This window comes from Bradyrhizobium cajani, assembly GCF_009759665.1.
Taxonomy (GTDB): domain Bacteria; phylum Pseudomonadota; class Alphaproteobacteria; order Rhizobiales; family Xanthobacteraceae; genus Bradyrhizobium; species Bradyrhizobium cajani.
Genome location: NZ_WQNE01000012.1, coordinates 129,375 through 146,891, shown reverse-complemented (window position 1 = coordinate 146,891; position 17,517 = coordinate 129,375). Strand labels below are relative to the sequence as shown.

The following is a 17,517-nucleotide window of genomic DNA, read 5'->3' as shown; positions in this document are numbered from 1 at the left end:
CGCCTTCTCCGATCGTGCAATGGAGCGTCAGATCCGGATCAGGAGCCCGAACCGAGGCACTTGTTGGTCTTGGTGTTGAAGTTGCCGCACTTCTTCTCGACCCAGTCGCCGATCAGGTCCTTGGAGCCGTCGAGCTCCTTCGACCAGGCGTCGCCCGCAACGAGACCCGGGGTCTTCCAGACCACATCGAACTGGCCGTTGCCCTTGATCTCGCCGATGAACACCGGCTTGGTGATGTGGTGGTTCGGCAGCATCTTGGACACGCCGCCGGTCAGATTCGGCGCCTCGATGCCGGGAAGCGCGTCGATCACCTTGTCCGGATCGGTCGACTTCACCTTCTCAACCGCCTTCACCCACATGGCGAAGCCGATCACGTGCGCCTCCATCGGGTCGTTGGTCACGCGCTTCGGATTCTTGGTGTAGGTCTGCCAGTCCTTGATGAACTTCTCGTTCGCCGGGGTCTTGATCGACTGGAAGTAGTTCCAGGCGGCGAGATGGCCGACCAGCGGCTTGGTGTCGATGCCGGCGAGCTCTTCCTCACCCACCGAGAACGCGACCACCGGGATGTCCTTGGCCTTGACGCCCTGGTTGCCGAGCTCCTTGTAGAAGGGAACGTTGGCGTCGCCGTTGATGGTCGAGACCACCGCGGTCTTCTTGCCGGCCGAGCCGAACTTCTTGATGTCGGCCACGATCGTCTGCCAGTCGGAATGACCGAACGGCGTGTAGTTGATCATGATGTCTTCCTGGGCGACACCCTTGGACTTCAGATAGGCTTCCAGGATCTTGTTGGTCGTGCGCGGATAGACGTAGTCGGTGCCCGCGAGCACCCAGCGCTTCACCTTCTCTTCCTTCATGAGATAGTCGACCGCGGGGATCGCCTGCTGGTTCGGGGCCGCACCCGTGTAGAACACGTTGCGCTCGCTCTCCTCACCCTCGTACTGCACGGGGTAGAACAGGATGTTGTTCAGCTCCTTGAACACCGGCAGCACCGACTTGCGCGACACCGAGGTCCAGCAGCCGAACACGACCGAGACCTTGTCCTTGGTGATCAGCTCGCGCGCCTTTTCGGCGAACAGCGGCCAGTTCGACGCGGGATCGACGACGACGGCCTCGAGCTTCTTGCCGAGCACGCCGCCCTTCTTGTTCTGCTCGTCGATCAGGAAGAGGATGGTGTCCTTCAGCGTGGTTTCGCTGATGGCCATGGTGCCGGAGAGGGAGTGAAGCACACCGACCTTGATGGTGTCGTCCGCGGCCTTCGCGCCGGTAAAGGAAGCCAGACCGAGCATCAGTCCGGCGGTCGCGGCGAGCACGCCGCGGCGGCTAAATGACGCCGCTATGTCGTGAGTGGATTTGCTAAGCATGTGTCTATCATCTCCCTGACGCAGACGTGAAAAAACGCTGCGAAACGGCCCCACGGCCGCCTGCGATTAACGGAATCGCAAGAACCATGCCATGGGCTAGGCACCAGATAAGCCATTGGATTCATTTTGAGATTTGACGCAAATCCAAGTTTCGCCGCAGTCCGGCTGCTCAAAACTTGGGCGAATAAAATGTATGCTAATGCGGCAGACAGCGTATTTTTTGAGCAAATCGATGCTTCTGTCTAAATTTCCGGCATAACTATTTTTGCACCGCAACCGCTATTTCAGGCGGCCTTGCCTTGAAAGCGCCCCGTCGATGTTCCATATGGTCGGGCGAGACCTCTTGCGAATCAAGGGGTCGTAGCGAGCCGCGTGTTCTTAAGCCCGTACGGGCCTCTGGCTTGCCCCATATCTCCCAAGCCATCCGACACCCCAAGCACGCAGGTGTCTTCTCGACACCCTTTTGCGCGCGCCGCGCTCAATGCGCCGGGCGCCCGCTTTTGACATGGAAAGAACCCATCTTTTGACTTCGTTTCAGGACTTCGGCCTCGCCGAACCCATCGCTCGCGCTCTTCGTGAAGAGAACTACGTCACTCCGACCCCGATCCAGGCCCAGACCATCCCGCTGGCGCTGACCGGCCGCGACGTCGTCGGCATCGCCCAGACCGGCACCGGCAAGACCGCGTCCTTCGCACTGCCGATCCTGCATCGCCTGCTCGAGAACCGCATCAAGCCGCCGCCGAAGACGGCCCGCGTCCTGGTGCTGTCGCCGACCCGCGAACTGTCCGGCCAGATCCTCGACAGCTTCAATGCCTATGGCCGCCACATCCGCCTGTCCTCGACACTCGCCATCGGCGGCGTGCCGATGGGCCGCCAGGTCCGCGCCCTGATGCAGGGCGTCGACGTCCTGGTCGCCACCCCCGGCCGCCTGCTCGACCTCGTGCAGAGCAACGGGCTGAAGCTTTCAAGCGTCGAATTCCTCGTGCTCGACGAGGCCGATCGCATGCTCGACATGGGCTTCATCAACGACATCCGCAAAATTGTCGCCAAGCTGCCGATCAAGCGGCAGACGCTGTTCTTCTCGGCCACCATGCCCAAGGACATCGCCGAGCTCGCCGACTCCATGCTGCGTGACCCCGCCCGCGTCGCGGTGACCCCGGTCTCCTCGACCGCCGAGCGGATCAATCAGCGCATCTTCCAGGTCGACTTCTCGGCCAAGCCCGCCTTCCTGACCAAGATCCTGAAGGACGAGCCGATCAACCGCGCGCTGGTCTTCACCCGCACCAAGCACGGCGCCGACAAGGTCGTGAAGACGCTGGAGAAGGCCGGCATTGCCGCCAGCGCCATCCACGGCAACAAGTCGCAGAACCATCGCGAGCGCACGCTGGCGCAGTTCCGCTCCGGTGAGATCCGCACCCTGGTCGCCACCGACATCGCCGCCCGTGGCATTGACGTCGACGGCATCAGCCACGTGATCAATTTCGATCTGCCCAACGTGCCCGAGACCTATGTGCACCGCATCGGCCGCACCGCACGCGCCGGCGCCGACGGCACCGCGATCTCGCTGGTCGCAGGCGGCGAGGAACTCAGCTATCTCCGCGACATCGAACGGCTGATCAAGGTGGCGCTGCCGCGCGAGGACCTCCGAACCGATGCCGGCCGCCGCGATGCGGGTCCACCCCCGCCACAGCAACGACAGGGCCGGCCGGGCGGTCGCCCGGGCCAACGCCCGCAAGGCGCGCGGCACGGTGACGGACGGCGTGCCGACGAAAGACATGCCGACGGGCGCCACCATAGCGCCGGCAAGCAGGGCGACGGACGCCACGGCGAAGGCCGGCATGGCGACACCCGGCATGTTGATGGAAGGCATGCCGAAGGAAGGCCCAGCAATGGCCCGAAGGCCGCGAAGGGGTCTCGTCGCCGCCGCTCGGGTGGCAAGATGCATTCTTCGCCGTCCGACCGTCCGGAACAGCGTTCCGCGCATAGCGCAGGCTCGCCCGATGGGATACAAGGCGTGGCCTTTTTGCGCCGGGAGAGTCGGCCGAACGGTCAACCGAACCGCAAACCCTATTCGCACTAGCCGTCCACGACCTGGAGACACCACATGGCTAAGGAAGAGCTGATCCAGTTCGAAGGACTGGTCACCGAAATCCTCCCCGACGCGCGCTACCGCGTGCAGCTCGACGCCGGACACGAGATCGTCGCCTACACTGCCGGCAAGATGAAGAAGAACCGCATCAAGACGCTGGCGGGCGACCGCGTGACGGTGGAGATGTCGCCCTATGACCTCGAAAAGGGTCGGCTGATTTTCCGTCACAAGGACGAACGTCCCAGCGGAGTGGGCGGACCTCCTCGTCCCGGACAGCGCGGCGGCCAGTTCCGCCGCCGCTAGTCGATCCTGCCGTACAGGCGTCGACGTAAAATTCCGAGCTGTATGCTGATCTGCCGCGAACATCGCGGCAGATCGAAAAATCGTGCGCGTCAGGATTGTTCTGAGGCCCCATTTCCAATAAAATGAATTAATCGATTTTCGGCCGGACGACATTAGCATCCACCGGTACAGCCGGTTCAGACACGCTGACGACCCTTCCAAAAATTCGATCTAACCTGCCTGCGCAAGCGGGCTTTTACATTGTGTTATCTGAGAAGGGACTACCCCCATGAGCATGGGAACCGTGAAGTGGTTTAACGCGACCAAGGGCTTTGGCTTCATCCAGCCCGACGATGGCGGACAGGACGTGTTCGTGCACATCAGCGCCGTGGAGCGCGCCGGCCTCGGCACGCTGCGCGAAGGCCAGAAGCTCTCCTACGAGATCGTGGCCGACCGCCGCTCCGGCAAGTCGGCAGCGGACAATCTCCGCTCCGCGGGCTGAAGCCCGGCGGGCCGCTGGCCCGGATCGGCTCGGGCGACCGAGCCGAAGCAAATGAAAGGCCGTGCGGGACGCACGGCCTTTTTCATGTCCGAGAGACGCGGGCGTGCTCAGTTGGTCTTGTTCAGTTGGGCGTGTTCAGTTGGTCTTGGCACCCGCACCGGCGCTGCCGCTTGCGGTGCCGCTCAGCGAACCGGCCTGGGTCATCGTGTTGTTGAAATAAGCATCGCTGTCGCCGAGCGTCACGCGACGCTGGCAAAGCGGCAAGCAGCTGTAGGATTCGCGCTCGATGCCGCGATAGACGGTGACCAGACGGTCGCTCGGACCTTCAACCTGGATCTGGCGGTCGACCAGGATCTCGCCGGCACGGTCGAGCGCGATGAAATTGGTGGCACCATAGCCCTTCCCGGTCACGACGATCATGCCGCCGGGCTGGAGCGTGACATCCGCGATCAGGGGATTGCCGACTACGATGGTCGCCACCTTGCCGGGCAGCCGTACCAGTTTGGCCTGGTCGACATTGACGGCGATGGTATCGGCGATCGGCTCGGCCTGGCCGGCAGCCGGCAATGCCAGCACCGCAGCCGCAACCAGAAGACAGACACGCGCGTGACGGCGCAGCAACTCTTTACGCATACTCTCACCCCCGGGACATCACAAACCGGCAGAAACGATTCGATACGGAGCCGGTGCCCGACGCACCTAACCTGCTCTCAATTCGTGAACGTTCCGCAAATTCGCGGACTATTGTTTGAACGGACTGCGTTTCTGCGGCCCGCGGAGGCCTCGGGTCCTAGCGCCGGAACGGATAAGCGAGCTGGCCTGCGATCTCCCTGGGCATCGCGGCTTCGTCCTTGCCGTAGTCCTGCGGGAGTCTTCCCTCCGGCATGCGGAAGGTGCCGAACAGCACGTCCCAGATCGGGAACGTCCCGGCGAAATTGGTGTCGCCGCCCTCCTGGAGCGAGGTGTGGTGCCAGCGGTGGAATACCGGCGTCGCCAGCACATATTTGAACGGGCCGAAGGTCCAGTTCAGGTTGGCGTGCACGAAGGCCGAATGGAAGGTGGTGAACGGGCCGACCCAGATCATGACGTTCGGGGAAATGCCGGCCATCAGCAGCATGACGTCGACGCCGATCGTCCCGAGCATGAGATTGACGGGATGAAAGCGGGCCGCGGAAATCCAGCCGATCTCTTCCGACGAATGATGGATCGCGTGGTACTTCCAGAACCCGCCGCCGTGAAACAGCCGGTGCAGCCAGTACAGCATGAAATCAGACAGCACCAGGAACAGTATGGCTTGCACCCACAGCGGCAGTTGCGACAGCGGGCCATGGCCATTGTCGTAGAAGGCGATGAGCTCGTCGGCATCATGGATGTTGAAGACGACACCGGCGCCGACGATCAGAAGCCCGATCCGCATGGTGCGGGCGAACACCGGGACAAAGAACCAGTAGCAGATGTCGGTGATGATCTCCCGCTTGCGCCACCACGGCGCGCCGGGATTGCAGGCCCAGAAATGCTCGAGCACGGTGAAGACCGCCGCGAGCACAAAGGTGACGGGGATCATCTTCTGGATGGTCTCGCCGAGCATCAGGGCGACTTGCATGGGCAGGCTCGACATCGTCGCCTCATTTCCGGATTGCTGGTCCCGCTACGCCTACTCCGCGAAATTTAAAGGAGGGTGAAGCCGGCCAGCGCGCGTGCGCTGCATTCGGAACCGAACCGATTTGCACCTTCCGTCTTAAGGCGAAATTCACTCTGGGTAAAAGCACCGCGCGGGACAGGGGTTTGCGCGATCGGATTAACTACACCGAAAGAGCTCGGCTCTCATGGTCATCGCGTCAACGACAGCGCCGAACGAGGCGATCGCACCCCAGATGGAGTTTTGTTCATGAAGAACCTTATTGCGCGTTTCGCGAAGGACGAATCCGGCGCCACCGCCATCGAATACGGCCTGATCGCCGCCGGCATCGCGCTGGCCATCATCACCGTCGTCAACAATCTCGGCACCGCGCTGAACACCAAGTTCACCTCGATCAGCACGTCGCTGAAATAAGCGACCGGCGAACGACGGCAAAAGCCCCGGACCTCCGGGGCCTTTGTTTTTCCTGATGCGGTGAGTTCCAGTGGCGTTGCGCAAGTACAGAACCGATGCCGCAGTCGCGGCGAACGAGGCGGAGGCGGCTCAGGCCGGCTCCCCGGCCTATTGGGTTTGCCTTGCGCTGTTGCTTGCGACTGCCGCGCTCGCTGCGCGCATTGCCAGCCTTTGGTGAATTGGGTCTCGGCAAGCCCGCGAGGCCATTGCCGCCGTTGTCGGTTTGTTTAGCACTGCCGGCTAGCATGCGACGACACCAGATCCCGCGACGAACCAAGGCCTCAAGACGCAGACATGATCCTCGACCTTGCGCGCCTCCTGCTCTTCCCGGCCCTGATGGCGTTTGCCGCCGCGAGCGATCTCTTCACGATGACCATCTCGAACCGCGTGTCGCTGGCGCTGGTCGCAGGCTTCTTCGCGCTCGCCCTTGCCGGTGGCATGGCACCTTACGAGATGCTCAGCCATGTCGGTGCCGGTGCGCTCGTTCTTGTCGTCGCCTTCACCTGCTTTGCGATGGGATGGGTCGGCGGCGGCGACGCCAAGATCGCGGCCTCCGTCGCGCTCTGGTTCGGCTTCGCACAGCTGACGAACTTCCTGCTCTACGCCTCGCTGTTCGGCGGCGCGTTGACACTGCTCCTGCTCCAGTTCCGGCAATGGCCGCTGCCCTACGGGCTGGCGGGCCAGGCCTGGCTCGCACGGCTGCACGCCAAGGAGAGTGGCATTCCCTACGGCATCGCGCTCGCACTGAGCGCGCTGATGGTCTACCCGGAGACCGAATGGGTGAAGGCGATCGACCTCGCTCACCTCGCACTACGCTGAACGCAGGGGTAACCCGGCGTTAAGGCGATTTAGATACGCCTCATTAACCATGCTTTGACGAATAGCTGGTCAACTGCCGATTACGGCGGCGGAACCGTCGCGGCGTTTTGTTGGAAAGTGAAGCGTATGAATAGGGCACGCATTGTCGTCCTGACGGTCGCCATCTGCGCCGGCGGCGTCGCCGCGTACCTGGCGAGCGGCACGGACAATTCTGCGCCGCCTCCGGCCGCTCCGGTCGCGCAGCTTCCGACCGTCGACGTCCTGGTGGCCAAGAACGACATCGGTCTCGGCCAGACCGTGAAACCGGACGACGTGCAATGGCAGACCTGGCCGGCAGCGACCGCCAGCGCCACCTTCATCCGCCGCAATGAGCGGCCCGACGGCGCGACCCAGGTGGCCGGGTCGATCGCGCGCGCCCCTTTCATCCAGGGTGAGCCGATCCGCGACCAGAAGCTGGTCAAGGCCGAGGGCTCCGGCTTCATGGCGGCGATCCTGCCGAGCGGCATGCGCGCGATCTCGACCGAGATTTCGCCGGAGACCGGCGCAGGCGGCTTCATCCTGCCCAATGACCGCGTCGATGTGCTGCTCACGCGCCGCCTCAAGAACCCCGACCAGAGCAGCGGCGCCCCGGACATCGTCACCTCCGAGATCATCCTGGTCAATATCCGCGTTCTGGCCATCGACCAGGCGCCGAGGGAGAAGGACGGCCAGACCACGGTGGTCGGCAAGACCGTGACCCTGGAGCTCAATGCCGCGCAGACTCAGGCGCTTTCGTCGGCCCGCCAGGCTGGAACGCTGTCGCTGGCGCTGCGCAGCATAGCCGACGTCAAGATGAGCGAGATCACGCTCGACGACTCCGCGCAGAAGCGCGATGGCGTTTCGATCATTCGCTACGGTATCCCAAGCTCGACGGCGAAGGCACGATGAAGACAGTCGATATGAAATGCAGGGCAAACTTGGCGACGATGCGAACCTCCGCGGTCCGCGCCCTGTCATTTTCGGCCGCCCTCGCGCTGACGCTCAACCCGGCGCTGACCCCCGTGGTCGCCGCCGACTACCGCCCCGTGGCGCCGGTCGCGGCGGCCGACGGCCAGATGAACGCACGCTTCCTCTCGCTCGGCATCGGCAAGTCCATCGTCATCGACCTGCCGCGCGACATCAAGGACGTGCTGGTCGCCGACCCCAAGATCGCCAATGCGGTGGTCCGCTCGGCGCAACGCGCCTACATCATCGGCGCCGCCGTCGGCCAGACCAACATCGTGTTCTTCGATTCAGCCGGCCAGCAGATTGCGGCCTATGACATCGCCGTCAAGCGCGACCTCAATGGCGTGCGCGCCGCACTGAAGCAGATCCTGCCCAATTCGGATATCCAGATCGACGGGCTCGGCGACGGCATCGTTCTGACCGGCACGGCGGCGAACCCGCTGGAAGCGCAGCAGGCCAACGATCTCGCGGCGCGCCTCGCCGGCGGCGCCGACAAGGTGGTGAACTCGATCGTGGTCCGTGGCCGCGACCAGGTCATGCTGAAGGTGACGGTCGCCGAAGTTGCCCGCAACATCGTCAAGCAGCTCGGCATCGACCTCACCGCGAACCTGAACTACGGGACCTCGGTGGTGACCTTCAGCAACTCCAACCCGTTCACTGCCCTTGGCAAGAATCTCGTCGACGGCAACAACCTGACCACGAAGTTCGGCGCGACGCCGTCGGTGCAGGCCACCTTGCGCGCGATGGAAACCGCGGGCGTGATCCGCACGCTGGCCGAGCCAAACCTGACCGCAATCTCCGGCGAGTCCGCGACCTTCATCGCCGGCGGCGAATTCCCGGTGCCGGCAGGCTATGCGTGCGATCCCGTCACACATGTCTGTACCACCCAGATCAGCTTCAAGAAGTTCGGCATCTCGCTCAACTTCACCCCGGTCGTGCTGAGCGAAGGCAAGATCAGCCTGCGCGTGATGACCGAGGTCTCGGAACTGTCGAACGAGAATGCGATCACGCTGTCGCAGGCCGTGACCTCGTCATCGGTCAACTCGCTGACGGTGCCCTCTATCAAGACCCGCCGCGCGGAGACCTCGCTGGAAATTCCCTCGGGCGGCGCGATGGCGATGGCCGGCCTGATCCAGCAGCAGACCAAGCAGGCGATCAGCGGATTGCCGGGAATGATGCAGCTCCCGATCCTCGGCGCGCTGTTTCGCAGCCGCGACTTCGTCAACAACGCGACCGAGCTGGTGGTGATCGTGACGCCTTATATCGTTCGCGCGGCGGCGCCAAAGGACCTGTCGCGGCCGGACGACGGTTTCGCCGCGCCTGCGGATCCGCAGGCCGAGCTGCTCGGTAACATCAACCGCATCTATGGCGTGCCGGGCCGGACCGAACCGGCCAAGAGCTACCGCGGCACCTACGGCTTCATTACCGACTGAGGCGGAACGGGGATTTTACGATGATCACAACACCACCCCAGTTTCGCAAAGGCGGCATCCGCCTCGGCGCCGCACTCGTCGGCATGGCGCTTGCTCTCGGCGGCTGCCAGCACGACGAAGTGGTCACCGCCTCCATACCCGACGACTACAAGCAGCGCCATCCGATCGCGATCGAGGAGCAGAACCGCTCGATCGTCGTCTTCGTCGGCCACGCCCGCGGCGGATTGACTGCCGCCCAGCGTGCCGACGTCATGGGCGTCGCATCGGCCTGGCTGCACGAAGGCACCGGCGCCATCCGGATCGACGTGCCGTCCGGGACGCCCAACGCGCGTCCGGCCGCGGATACGATGCGTGAGATCCAGGCAATGCTGGCCGCGGCAGGCGTCCCACCACGCGGCGTCAACGTTCGCCCCTACCAGCCGGAGGACAAGCGTTTCCTGCCGCCGATCCGGCTCACTTATTCCAAGATTGCCGCGATTGCGGGTCCCTGCGGCCTGTGGCCTGACGACATCGGCCCTTCGATAAAGAACAGGAGCTGGTTCGAGAACAAGGACTACTACAATTACGGCTGCGCCTATCAGCGCAATATGGCCGCCATGGTCGACAATCCGTCGGATCTCGAGCAGCCGAGGCCTGAAACGCCGTCCTACACGCCGCGACGCACGGCCGCCTTCGAGAAGTATCGCAAGGGTACTACGACGGCGACCACCTATCCCGAGGCCGACAGGGCCAAACTCAGCGACACCGGCAGATGATCAGCTACGCGCGCCAGACCCACGACGAGCAGCCTGAAGCAGCACCCCCGCCGGTCGAGGAGCATATTGCGCCTGCGCCGCGTGTGTCGGTCCAGGCCTTCTGCGAGACCGTGGAGACCGCTGCTGCGGTACAGTCGGCCGGCGAGGACCGCCGTCTCGGCAAGGCCCATCTGAAGATCCAGATGGGAGGCATGGCGGCCGCGATCGAGGCCTACCGCTCGGCGCCCACGCCGAACGTGATCGTGCTCGAGAGCGACGGTCGCAACGACCTCCTGAGCGGGCTCGACCAGCTCGCCACCGTCTGCGACGCCGGCACCCGCGTGGTCGTGATCGGCCGCATCAACGACGTCATGCTCTACCGCGAGCTGGTGCGTCGCGGCGTCAGCGACTACGTGCTCGCGCCGGTCGGTCCGATCGACGTCGTGCGCTCGATCTGCAACCTGTTCTCGGCGCCGGAAGCCAAGGCGGTCGGCCGCATCATCGCCGTGGTCGGCGCCAAGGGCGGCGTCGGCGCGTCCACCATCTCCCACAACGTGGCCTGGGCGATCGCGCGCGACCTCGCGATGGACGCGGTCGTCGCCGATCTCGACCTCGCCTTCGGCACCGCCGGGCTCGACTACAACCAGGACCCGCCGCAGGGCATCGCGGATGCCGTGTTCTCGCCCGACCGCGTCGACACGGCCTTCATCGACCGCCTGCTGTCGAAATGCACCGACCATCTCAGCCTGCTGGCGGCGCCGGCGACGCTCGACCGGGTCTATGATTTCGGCACCGATGCCTTCGATGCCGTGTTCGACACGCTGCGCTCGACCATGCCCTGCATCGTGCTCGACATTCCCCATCAATGGTCGGGCTGGACCAAGCGCGCCTTGATCGGCGCCGACGACATCCTGATCGTGGCGGCGCCCGACCTCGCCAATCTGCGCAACACCAAGAACCTGTTCGATCTCCTGAAGGCCTCGCGCCCCAACGACCGGCCGCCGCTCTACTGCCTGAACCAGGTCGGCGTCCCGAAGCGGCCCGAGATCGCCGCCACGGAGTTCGCCAAGGCGATCGAGAGCCAGCCGGTCGTCTCGATCCCGTTCGAGCCGCAGATCTTCGGTTCGGCGGCCAACAACGGCCAGATGATCGCGGAGATCTCCGCCAACCACAAATCGATCGAGATGTTCCTCCAGATCGCCCAGCGCCTGACCGGCCGCAGCGAGACGAAGAAACAAAAGTCGTCCTTGCTTTCACCCCTGATTGAGAAGTTGCGGGGAAAATAGCCGCCGCATGGAGTCGTTAAGTGTTCGGTAAGCGTAGCGGAACAGACACCGACTTTCGGGCTCCCAAGCCCGGCGCCGTGTCGCCCGAGCCTGTCCAGGCGCCGGCGCCGACGGTGTCGCGCGCGCCGCCCCCGCCGACCGTCGCCTCGCCGCCGCTTGCCCCGGCGAAGCCCGCGCCGACCATGGAAACCCGCCGCTCGGACAATTATTACGAGGTCAAGGCGACCATCTTCGGCGCGCTGATCGAGGCCATCGACCTCGCCCAGCTCGCCAAGCTCGATTCGGAGTCGGCGCGCGAGGAAATCCGCGACATCGTCAACGAGATCATCGCGATCAAGAACATCGTGATGTCGATCGCCGAGCAGGAAGAGCTGCTCGACGACATCTGCAACGACGTGCTCGGCTACGGTCCGCTGGAGCCGCTGCTGTCGCGCGACGACATCGCCGACATCATGGTCAACGGCGCCAACACCGTCTACATCGAGGTCGGCGGCAAGATCCAGCGCACCGGTATCCGCTTCCGCGACAACCAGCAGCTGCTCAACATCTGCCAGCGCATCGTCAGCCAGGTCGGCCGGCGCGTCGATGAATCCTCGCCGATCTGCGACGCACGCCTTGCCGACGGCTCCCGCGTCAACGCCATCGTGCCGCCATTGTCGATCGACGGGCCCGCGCTCACGATCCGCAAATTCAGGAAGGACAAGCTGACGCTGGATCAGCTCGTCAAGTTCGGCGCGATCTCGCCGGAAGGCGCCGAGATCCTCCAGATCATCGGCCGCGTCCGCTGCAACGTGCTGATCTCCGGCGGTACCGGCTCGGGCAAGACCACGCTGCTCAACTGCCTCACCAACTACATCGAGCACGACGAGCGCGTCATCACCTGCGAGGACGCCGCCGAGCTCCAGCTCCAGCAGCCCCACGTGGTGCGGCTGGAAACCCGCCCGCCCAACATCGAGGGCGAGGGCCAGGTCACCATGCGCGAATTGGTGCGCAACTGCCTGCGTATGCGCCCCGAACGCATCATCGTCGGCGAGGTCCGCGGACCCGAAGCGTTCGACCTGCTCCAGGCCATGAACACCGGCCACGACGGCTCGATGGGCACGCTGCACGCCAACAATCCGCGCGAGGCGCTGTCGCGCTGCGAATCCATGATCACCATGGGCGGCTTTTCCCTTCCGTCGCGGACAATTCGCGAGATGATCTGCGCCTCGATCGACGTCATCGTCCAGGCCGCGCGCCTGCGCGACGGTTCGCGCCGCATCACCCACATCACCGAGGTGATGGGCATGGAAGGCGACACCATCATCACCCAGGACATCTTCCTCTACGACATGCTCGGCGAGGACGCCAACGGCAAGATCATCGGCCGGCACCGCTCGACCGGCATCGGCCGTCCGAAGTTCTGGGAACGCGCCCGCTATTACGGCGACGAGAAGCGCCTCGCCGCCGCGCTCGACGCCGCGGAAGTGGCGCCGACGACGTGAGCAGGTCAGCGACGCCATGAACATGCAGGTTCTCGCCCTCGCCTTCCTCGCCACCGCCGCCGTCGGCGGCATCGCCTGGGTTTTCCTCTATCCGCTGCTGTCCGGGGAGCGGAAAGCGGAGAGCCGCCGCGCCTCGGTCGCGCGTGCCGACGCGCCCACGGCCAAACAGACCGAGAAGAGCCAGCGATCGCGCCGTGAGCAGGTCGAGACTTCGCTGAAGGATCTCGAGGCGCGGCGTCAGCAGGAGAAGAGTGTTCCGCTCAGCGTCCGCCTGTCGCAGGCAGGGCTCGACTGGGAGCCGCAGAAATTCTGGATCGTCTCCGCCGTCGTGGCGGGCGTGCTGTTCACGGCTGCCATGTTCGTCGGCGGCGGCCTGCTCGGCGCGGCCGGCCTCGCCTTTGCCGGCGGCTTCGGCTTGCCGCGCTGGGCACTCGGCTTCCTGAAGAAGCGCCGTGAATCCAAATTCCTGGCGGCGCTGCCCGATGCGGTCGACGTGATCGTGCGCGGCATCAAGGCAGGCCTGCCGCTGTTCGAATCGATCAAGGTCGTCGCCGCCGATTCGCCCGAGCCGCTGCGCAGCGAGTTCCTGGCCATCATCGAGACGCAGGCGATCGGCATGCCGCTCGGCGAGGCCTGCTCGCGCCTCTACGAGCGCATGCCGCTGCCGGAAGCCAATTTCTTCGGCATCGTCATCTCGATCCAGCAGAAGTCGGGCGGCAACCTCTCCGAGGCGCTCGGCAACCTCTCCAAGGTGCTGCGCGACCGCAAGAAGATGAGGGAAAAGATCCAGGCGATGTCGATGGAGGCCAAGGCCTCGGCCGGCATCATCGGCTCGCTGCCGCCGATCGTGATGTTCCTCGTCTATCTGACGACGCCGCACTACATTTCGCTGCTTTGGACCCATCCCACCGGCCAGCTCATGCTGGTCGGCTCCGTCGTCTGGATGTCGATCGGCGTCCTGGTGATGAAGAAGATGATCAATTTCGACTTCTGACGGTGCCATATGGTCGAGTTTCTCGTTTCGAAACTGCATGACGTCCGCTTCATGACCATGCTGCTGGCGGCTATCGCCGCCAGCGCCACCGTCTATACGCTGGTGATGCCGCTGTTCGCCGGCGAGGGCCTCTCCAAGCGCATGAAGGCGGTGGCGAGCGAGCGCGAGCGCATCCGGCAGCGCGAGCGCGAGCGCCTCAACAAGAACGAAAAGGTCTCGCTGCGTCAGACGCCGAAGCAGATCGTCTCCAAGGTCGTCGAGGACTTCAACCTCACCAAATGGCTCGCGCAGGAAGCCGCGCGGGACAAGCTCATCATGGCGGGTTATCGCTGCCAGGCGCCCTATGTCACCTTCCTGTTCGCCCGCATGGTGTCCCCGATCGTGCTGTTCGTGGGCTCGGTCATCTATGTGTTCGTGATCGCTCACATGGAGCAGTCGATGCCGATCAAGCTGGGCATCTGCATCGGCGCCGCCTATCTCGGCCTCCAGGCGCCGATGCTGTTCCTCAGGAACGCGATCTCCAAGCGCCAGCTCTCGATCAAGCGTGCCTTTCCCGACGCGCTCGACCTGCTCCTGATCTGCATCGAATCCGGCATGTCGGTCGAAATGGCGTTTCGCAAGGTCGCCACCGAGATCGTGGGCCAGTCGATTGCGTTGTCGGAGGAGTTCACCCTGACCACGGCCGAACTGTCCTATTTGCAGGATCGCAAGGTCGCCTATGAGAACTTGTCGCGGCGCACCGGGCTCGAGGGCGTCAAGTCGGTATGTCTGGCGCTTCAGCAGGCGGAGCGTTACGGCACCCCGCTCGGGCATTCCCTGCGCGTCATGGCGCAGGAAAACCGCGACATGCGCATGAACGAGGCCGAGAAGAAAGCCGCGGCCTTGCCGCCGAAGCTGACAGTGCCGATGATCCTGTTCTTCCTGCCGGTGCTGTTCGTGGTCATTCTCGGACCGACCGGCATCAAGATCACCGAGATGCAGTGACGCGCCGCGACCCGCGGGCGACTTCAAGACGCGTGGATCAAGTGTGATCAGTCGGCCTGGCTGAGCGAGGCGACGGGAGTCCGCTTCGAGGCGCCGCGCGGGGCGTCATTGCGGCTCAGCATGTCCTTCAGGTAGGCCACATTCGCCGCGGCCTGGTCCGGCGGCAGGTCTGCCTTCACGATGGTCTCGGCTTCGGCGAAGCGGCCCTGGAGGCCGACGACCAGGCCGAGATTCTGCCGCACCCGGGCGCTCGCACGTGGCGAAGCGTAGGCTTGCCGCAGCGCGTCCTCGGCCTTGGGCAGGTCCCTCGACAACATGTAGGACAGGCCGAGATTGGAGAGCACGCCGGGATCGCCCGGCGCGATCTTCAGCGCGCTCGCATAGTAGGAACGCGCCTCCTCGTGACGTCCCATCTGGTCGAGCGCGGTGCCCTGCACCGAGAGCAGGCGCCAGTCCGGGTTATCGGGCGAATGCGCTTTCGACAGCACGTCGAAGGCCTGCTGGAAATTGCCGTTGTCGGCGAGCGCACGGCCGTATTGGGCGAGCAGCGCCTTGTTGCCGGGATTGGCGATGGTCGCCTGCTCGAGCACGGCGGCGGCCTGGGCGCGTTGGCCATTGGCGCGCAAGGCCTGGCCATAAGCGAGCGCCGCGTCGGCGTCCTTCGGATTGGCGCGGTAGCGCCCGCCATAGACTTCGACGGCGCGCGCGGGGTCGGTGGGAGCGGCCTCCGCGGACGACCCGATCGAACCCGTCGACTCCGTGAGTTTCGACATGGCGGTGCAGCCGCCAAGGCCAGCGGTCACCGCCGCGACCAGCGCGGTGGACACAAGAAGCCGGGCAAGGCTGAACGATTGACGCATGACGCTGTGACTCTGGTGCCGATTGATCGAGCCGAACGCGCCAGCAATAGACTGTTAACCCTAACGGCCAGTTAACGTCAGCCTACCTGCCCCTCACGGAGGCGTCTGCGGCGGCACCTCGCCGCCGAGGCCGAGATCGGGGCCGAGCACCTTCACCTGCTCGTTCAGGTCACGCAGCAATTGCAGTTTCCGCCGCACTTGCGCCTCCGCATCGATCCCCGCGCGGGGCATCCCCGGCCATTCGCGCTGGAGGTCGTCGCGATTGACCAGACGCTTTGCGCAAAGCTGGTCGAGCCGAACGTCATCGATGCCGAGCACCTCGGTGGCTTGTTCGATCAGTCGGCGCAGCAGCCCCGTCACCGCGGCGAGCGCCTCAAGGTCGTCCTTACGCCCCGACCTTGCGAACTTGCCGTCGAGATCGGCCCAGGCATGGGAGGTGACGAGATAGGTGTGGAGCGCCTGCGACCAGCCCGGCTCGCCGTCGGCATAGAAGGCGCGGCGCGTCAGGAGCCGGCGAGCCAATGCCGCGACCTGATCCCGCGTCAGCGTCGCACACGAGCCGATCTCGATCATCGATTGGAACGCCGGGTCACGGGAATAATCCCGCCCTGCCGGCAGCCTGATCACGCCGTCCGGCAGATTCGAATCCAGCAGCCTGAAGACGCCATCGTTGCGCGGCCGCGAATAGCGGGTGATCGCGAACCGGTACTCGGTGCGGCCGGGCCGCGACGTCGGGCCGAAATGGACGATGTTGAAGCCTGCATCGTCACCGCCCTGCCCGGTCGAAGACGGACAGGAGAGCACGTAGATCGTGCGCCAGAACGCTTCGCCGCTCTCGCACCGCGTGGCGCGCGGATCGGGGATCGAATAGCGGGTCAGTCCCTCGACATGGCGGTGTCCGTGCAGCACCAGATTGACGTTGAGCGAGGTCGCCGCTTCGAGGAAGGTCGCGGGCGCGGCGAGATACATCAGCGGTTCGTCGGGAGCGCCGAGAAAGCGTTTCCCTTCGCCCGTCGCCTGCGGCAACGGATGATGGTGCAGCGCCAGCACCCGCACCAGATTTTCCGCCGGCTCTGCATAATCGCCGCGTCCGGCCGACCCGAGGCTGCCCGCGAGCTCGACGCTGAGCCGGGCGGAATCCGTGACCGTGGCGCTGTAGGCCCGCTGATCGATCCCGCGCGCGAGCGTCGCGAGGCTGGCGCGGTTGGAATCCAGCAGCACCAGATCGAGGCCGGCCTGGCGGTAGTAGATGCTCTTCGAGGTCCGCGGCAGATGCAGGTAATCATAGGCGTCGTGACGGCCCGCACGTTGGCTCGGGCGCTTGACGTCGTGGTTGCCGGCGACCGCCTGGATGTCGGTGAACAATCCGCTCTGCCGGAAGGATGCGATGACGGCGAGCGCTTCGTCGAGCGCGCGCGGCGTCGGATCGTCCACCAGATCGCCCGTGATCAGCAGGATGCGGTCGGGAACGTGCGCGAAGTCCGCCATCCTCTCACGGAAAGCGGCGACGAGGACCTCGATCGCCGCGAGCAGCCGGCCCGACCCATCCAGATGCAGGTCGGAAATCTGCACGATGACGAACGATCTATCCATTTTGCGCCGTTCATTGCGAA

General features: G+C 64.6%; 17 protein-coding genes. 12 read left to right on the top strand and 5 right to left on the bottom strand.

Annotated elements, in window-relative coordinates:
* Positions 1-38 precede the first annotated feature (38 nt).
* Positions 39-1,361: an urea ABC transporter substrate-binding protein gene (gene urtA, locus GPL20_RS16865; protein ID WP_157330638.1), complete on the bottom strand. Its 1,323-nt coding sequence runs from the start codon at positions 1,359-1,361 to the stop codon at positions 39-41.
* 481 nt (positions 1,362-1,842) lie between these two features.
* Between urtA and GPL20_RS16860 the strand changes: the two genes are divergently transcribed.
* The 3 genes from GPL20_RS16860 to GPL20_RS16850 all read left to right on the top strand — a co-directional run bounded on the left by GPL20_RS16860 (position 1,843) and on the right by GPL20_RS16850 (position 4,234).
* On the top strand, positions 1,843-3,441 hold the full coding sequence (locus GPL20_RS16860; protein ID WP_157330637.1) for a DEAD/DEAH box helicase: 1,599 nt from the start codon (positions 1,843-1,845) through the stop codon (positions 3,439-3,441).
* A gap of 24 nt (positions 3,442-3,465) precedes the next feature.
* Complete coding sequence (gene infA, locus GPL20_RS16855; protein ID WP_008131890.1) at positions 3,466-3,753, top strand: translation initiation factor IF-1; 288 nt, start codon at positions 3,466-3,468, stop codon at positions 3,751-3,753.
* Between the two features lie 268 nt (positions 3,754-4,021).
* Positions 4,022-4,234: a cold-shock protein gene (locus GPL20_RS16850; protein ID WP_008131892.1), complete on the top strand. Its 213-nt coding sequence runs from the start codon at positions 4,022-4,024 to the stop codon at positions 4,232-4,234.
* A gap of 135 nt (positions 4,235-4,369) precedes the next feature.
* Here the strand turns inward: GPL20_RS16850 and GPL20_RS16845 are convergent, their stop codons facing one another.
* Both GPL20_RS16845 and GPL20_RS16840 read right to left on the bottom strand, forming a co-directional pair.
* On the bottom strand, positions 4,370-4,867 hold the full coding sequence (locus tag GPL20_RS16845; RefSeq protein ID WP_157330636.1) for a pilus assembly protein N-terminal domain-containing protein: 498 nt from the start codon (positions 4,865-4,867) through the stop codon (positions 4,370-4,372).
* Between the two features lie 157 nt (positions 4,868-5,024).
* On the bottom strand, positions 5,025-5,852 hold the full coding sequence (locus GPL20_RS16840; protein ID WP_157330635.1) for a sterol desaturase family protein: 828 nt from the start codon (positions 5,850-5,852) through the stop codon (positions 5,025-5,027).
* 270 nt (positions 5,853-6,122) lie between these two features.
* Between GPL20_RS16840 and GPL20_RS16835 the strand changes: the two genes are divergently transcribed.
* The 9 genes from GPL20_RS16835 (at position 6,123) to GPL20_RS16790 (ending at position 15,044) form a co-directional block, all read left to right on the top strand.
* On the top strand, positions 6,123-6,287 hold the full coding sequence (locus GPL20_RS16835) for a Flp family type IVb pilin (protein ID WP_157330634.1): 165 nt from the start codon (positions 6,123-6,125) through the stop codon (positions 6,285-6,287).
* A gap of 333 nt (positions 6,288-6,620) precedes the next feature.
* A complete protein-coding gene (locus GPL20_RS16825) occupies positions 6,621-7,145 on the top strand; it encodes an A24 family peptidase (RefSeq protein ID WP_157330632.1) in 525 nt (174 codons plus the stop codon).
* A gap of 126 nt (positions 7,146-7,271) precedes the next feature.
* Positions 7,272-8,072 carry a Flp pilus assembly protein CpaB gene (cpaB, locus tag GPL20_RS16820; protein ID WP_157330631.1) on the top strand — a complete coding sequence of 267 codons (801 nt, stop codon included), beginning with the start codon at positions 7,272-7,274 and terminating at the stop codon, positions 8,070-8,072.
* A gap of 11 nt (positions 8,073-8,083) precedes the next feature.
* Complete coding sequence (locus tag GPL20_RS16815) at positions 8,084-9,562, top strand: type II and III secretion system protein family protein (RefSeq protein ID WP_167533071.1); 1,479 nt, start codon at positions 8,084-8,086, stop codon at positions 9,560-9,562.
* A 20-nt stretch (positions 9,563-9,582) separates the two neighbouring features.
* Positions 9,583-10,317, top strand: a complete 735-nt coding sequence (locus GPL20_RS16810) for a CpaD family pilus assembly protein (protein ID WP_157330629.1) — start codon at positions 9,583-9,585, stop codon at positions 10,315-10,317.
* Positions 10,314-11,582, top strand: a complete 1,269-nt coding sequence (locus GPL20_RS16805; RefSeq protein ID WP_157330628.1) for a CpaE/TadZ family protein — start codon at positions 10,314-10,316, stop codon at positions 11,580-11,582. The genes GPL20_RS16810 and GPL20_RS16805 overlap by 4 nt, the downstream gene beginning before the upstream one ends.
* A gap of 20 nt (positions 11,583-11,602) precedes the next feature.
* Positions 11,603-13,066, top strand: coding sequence for a TadA family conjugal transfer-associated ATPase (locus GPL20_RS16800; protein WP_254125274.1), 1,464 nt, complete (start codon positions 11,603-11,605; stop codon positions 13,064-13,066).
* 16 nt (positions 13,067-13,082) lie between these two features.
* Positions 13,083-14,060, top strand: coding sequence for a type II secretion system F family protein (locus GPL20_RS16795; protein ID WP_157330627.1), 978 nt, complete (start codon positions 13,083-13,085; stop codon positions 14,058-14,060).
* A 9-nt stretch (positions 14,061-14,069) separates the two neighbouring features.
* Positions 14,070-15,044: a type II secretion system F family protein gene (locus tag GPL20_RS16790; RefSeq protein ID WP_157330626.1), complete on the top strand. Its 975-nt coding sequence runs from the start codon at positions 14,070-14,072 to the stop codon at positions 15,042-15,044.
* Between the two features lie 47 nt (positions 15,045-15,091).
* Here the strand turns inward: GPL20_RS16790 and GPL20_RS16785 are convergent, their stop codons facing one another.
* Both GPL20_RS16785 and GPL20_RS16780 read right to left on the bottom strand, forming a co-directional pair.
* Entirely contained in the window at positions 15,092-15,904 is an 813-nt protein-coding gene (locus GPL20_RS16785) for a tetratricopeptide repeat protein (protein ID WP_157330625.1), read from the bottom strand.
* Positions 15,905-15,997: 93 nt separating this feature from the next.
* Positions 15,998-17,497: a metallophosphoesterase family protein gene (locus tag GPL20_RS16780; protein WP_157330624.1), complete on the bottom strand. Its 1,500-nt coding sequence runs from the start codon at positions 17,495-17,497 to the stop codon at positions 15,998-16,000.
* Between the last annotated feature and the right edge of the window lie 20 nt (positions 17,498-17,517).

What these genes read in the sequence shown, in the direction of transcription:
- urtA (WP_157330638.1), bottom strand. Translation starts at nt 1,361, where the DNA reads ATGCTTAGCAAATCCACTCACGACATAGCGGCGTCATTTAGCCGCCGC.
- GPL20_RS16860 (WP_157330637.1), top strand. Translation starts at nt 1,843, where the DNA reads ATGCGCCGGGCGCCCGCTTTTGACATGGAAAGAACCCATCTTTTGACT.
- infA (WP_008131890.1), top strand. Translation starts at nt 3,466, where the DNA reads ATGGCTAAGGAAGAGCTGATCCAGTTCGAAGGACTGGTCACCGAAATC.
- GPL20_RS16850 (WP_008131892.1), top strand. Translation starts at nt 4,022, where the DNA reads ATGAGCATGGGAACCGTGAAGTGGTTTAACGCGACCAAGGGCTTTGGC.
- GPL20_RS16845 (WP_157330636.1), bottom strand. Translation starts at nt 4,867, where the DNA reads ATGCGTAAAGAGTTGCTGCGCCGTCACGCGCGTGTCTGTCTTCTGGTT.
- GPL20_RS16840 (WP_157330635.1), bottom strand. Translation starts at nt 5,852, where the DNA reads ATGTCGAGCCTGCCCATGCAAGTCGCCCTGATGCTCGGCGAGACCATC.
- GPL20_RS16835 (WP_157330634.1), top strand. Translation starts at nt 6,123, where the DNA reads ATGAAGAACCTTATTGCGCGTTTCGCGAAGGACGAATCCGGCGCCACC.
- GPL20_RS16825 (WP_157330632.1), top strand. Translation starts at nt 6,621, where the DNA reads ATGATCCTCGACCTTGCGCGCCTCCTGCTCTTCCCGGCCCTGATGGCG.
- cpaB (WP_157330631.1), top strand. Translation starts at nt 7,272, where the DNA reads ATGAATAGGGCACGCATTGTCGTCCTGACGGTCGCCATCTGCGCCGGC.
- GPL20_RS16815 (WP_167533071.1), top strand. Translation starts at nt 8,084, where the DNA reads ATGAAATGCAGGGCAAACTTGGCGACGATGCGAACCTCCGCGGTCCGC.
- GPL20_RS16810 (WP_157330629.1), top strand. Translation starts at nt 9,583, where the DNA reads ATGATCACAACACCACCCCAGTTTCGCAAAGGCGGCATCCGCCTCGGC.
- GPL20_RS16805 (WP_157330628.1), top strand. Translation starts at nt 10,314, where the DNA reads ATGATCAGCTACGCGCGCCAGACCCACGACGAGCAGCCTGAAGCAGCA.
- GPL20_RS16795 (WP_157330627.1), top strand. Translation starts at nt 13,083, where the DNA reads ATGAACATGCAGGTTCTCGCCCTCGCCTTCCTCGCCACCGCCGCCGTC.
- GPL20_RS16790 (WP_157330626.1), top strand. Translation starts at nt 14,070, where the DNA reads ATGGTCGAGTTTCTCGTTTCGAAACTGCATGACGTCCGCTTCATGACC.
- GPL20_RS16785 (WP_157330625.1), bottom strand. Translation starts at nt 15,904, where the DNA reads ATGCGTCAATCGTTCAGCCTTGCCCGGCTTCTTGTGTCCACCGCGCTG.
- GPL20_RS16780 (WP_157330624.1), bottom strand. Translation starts at nt 17,497, where the DNA reads ATGGATAGATCGTTCGTCATCGTGCAGATTTCCGACCTGCATCTGGAT.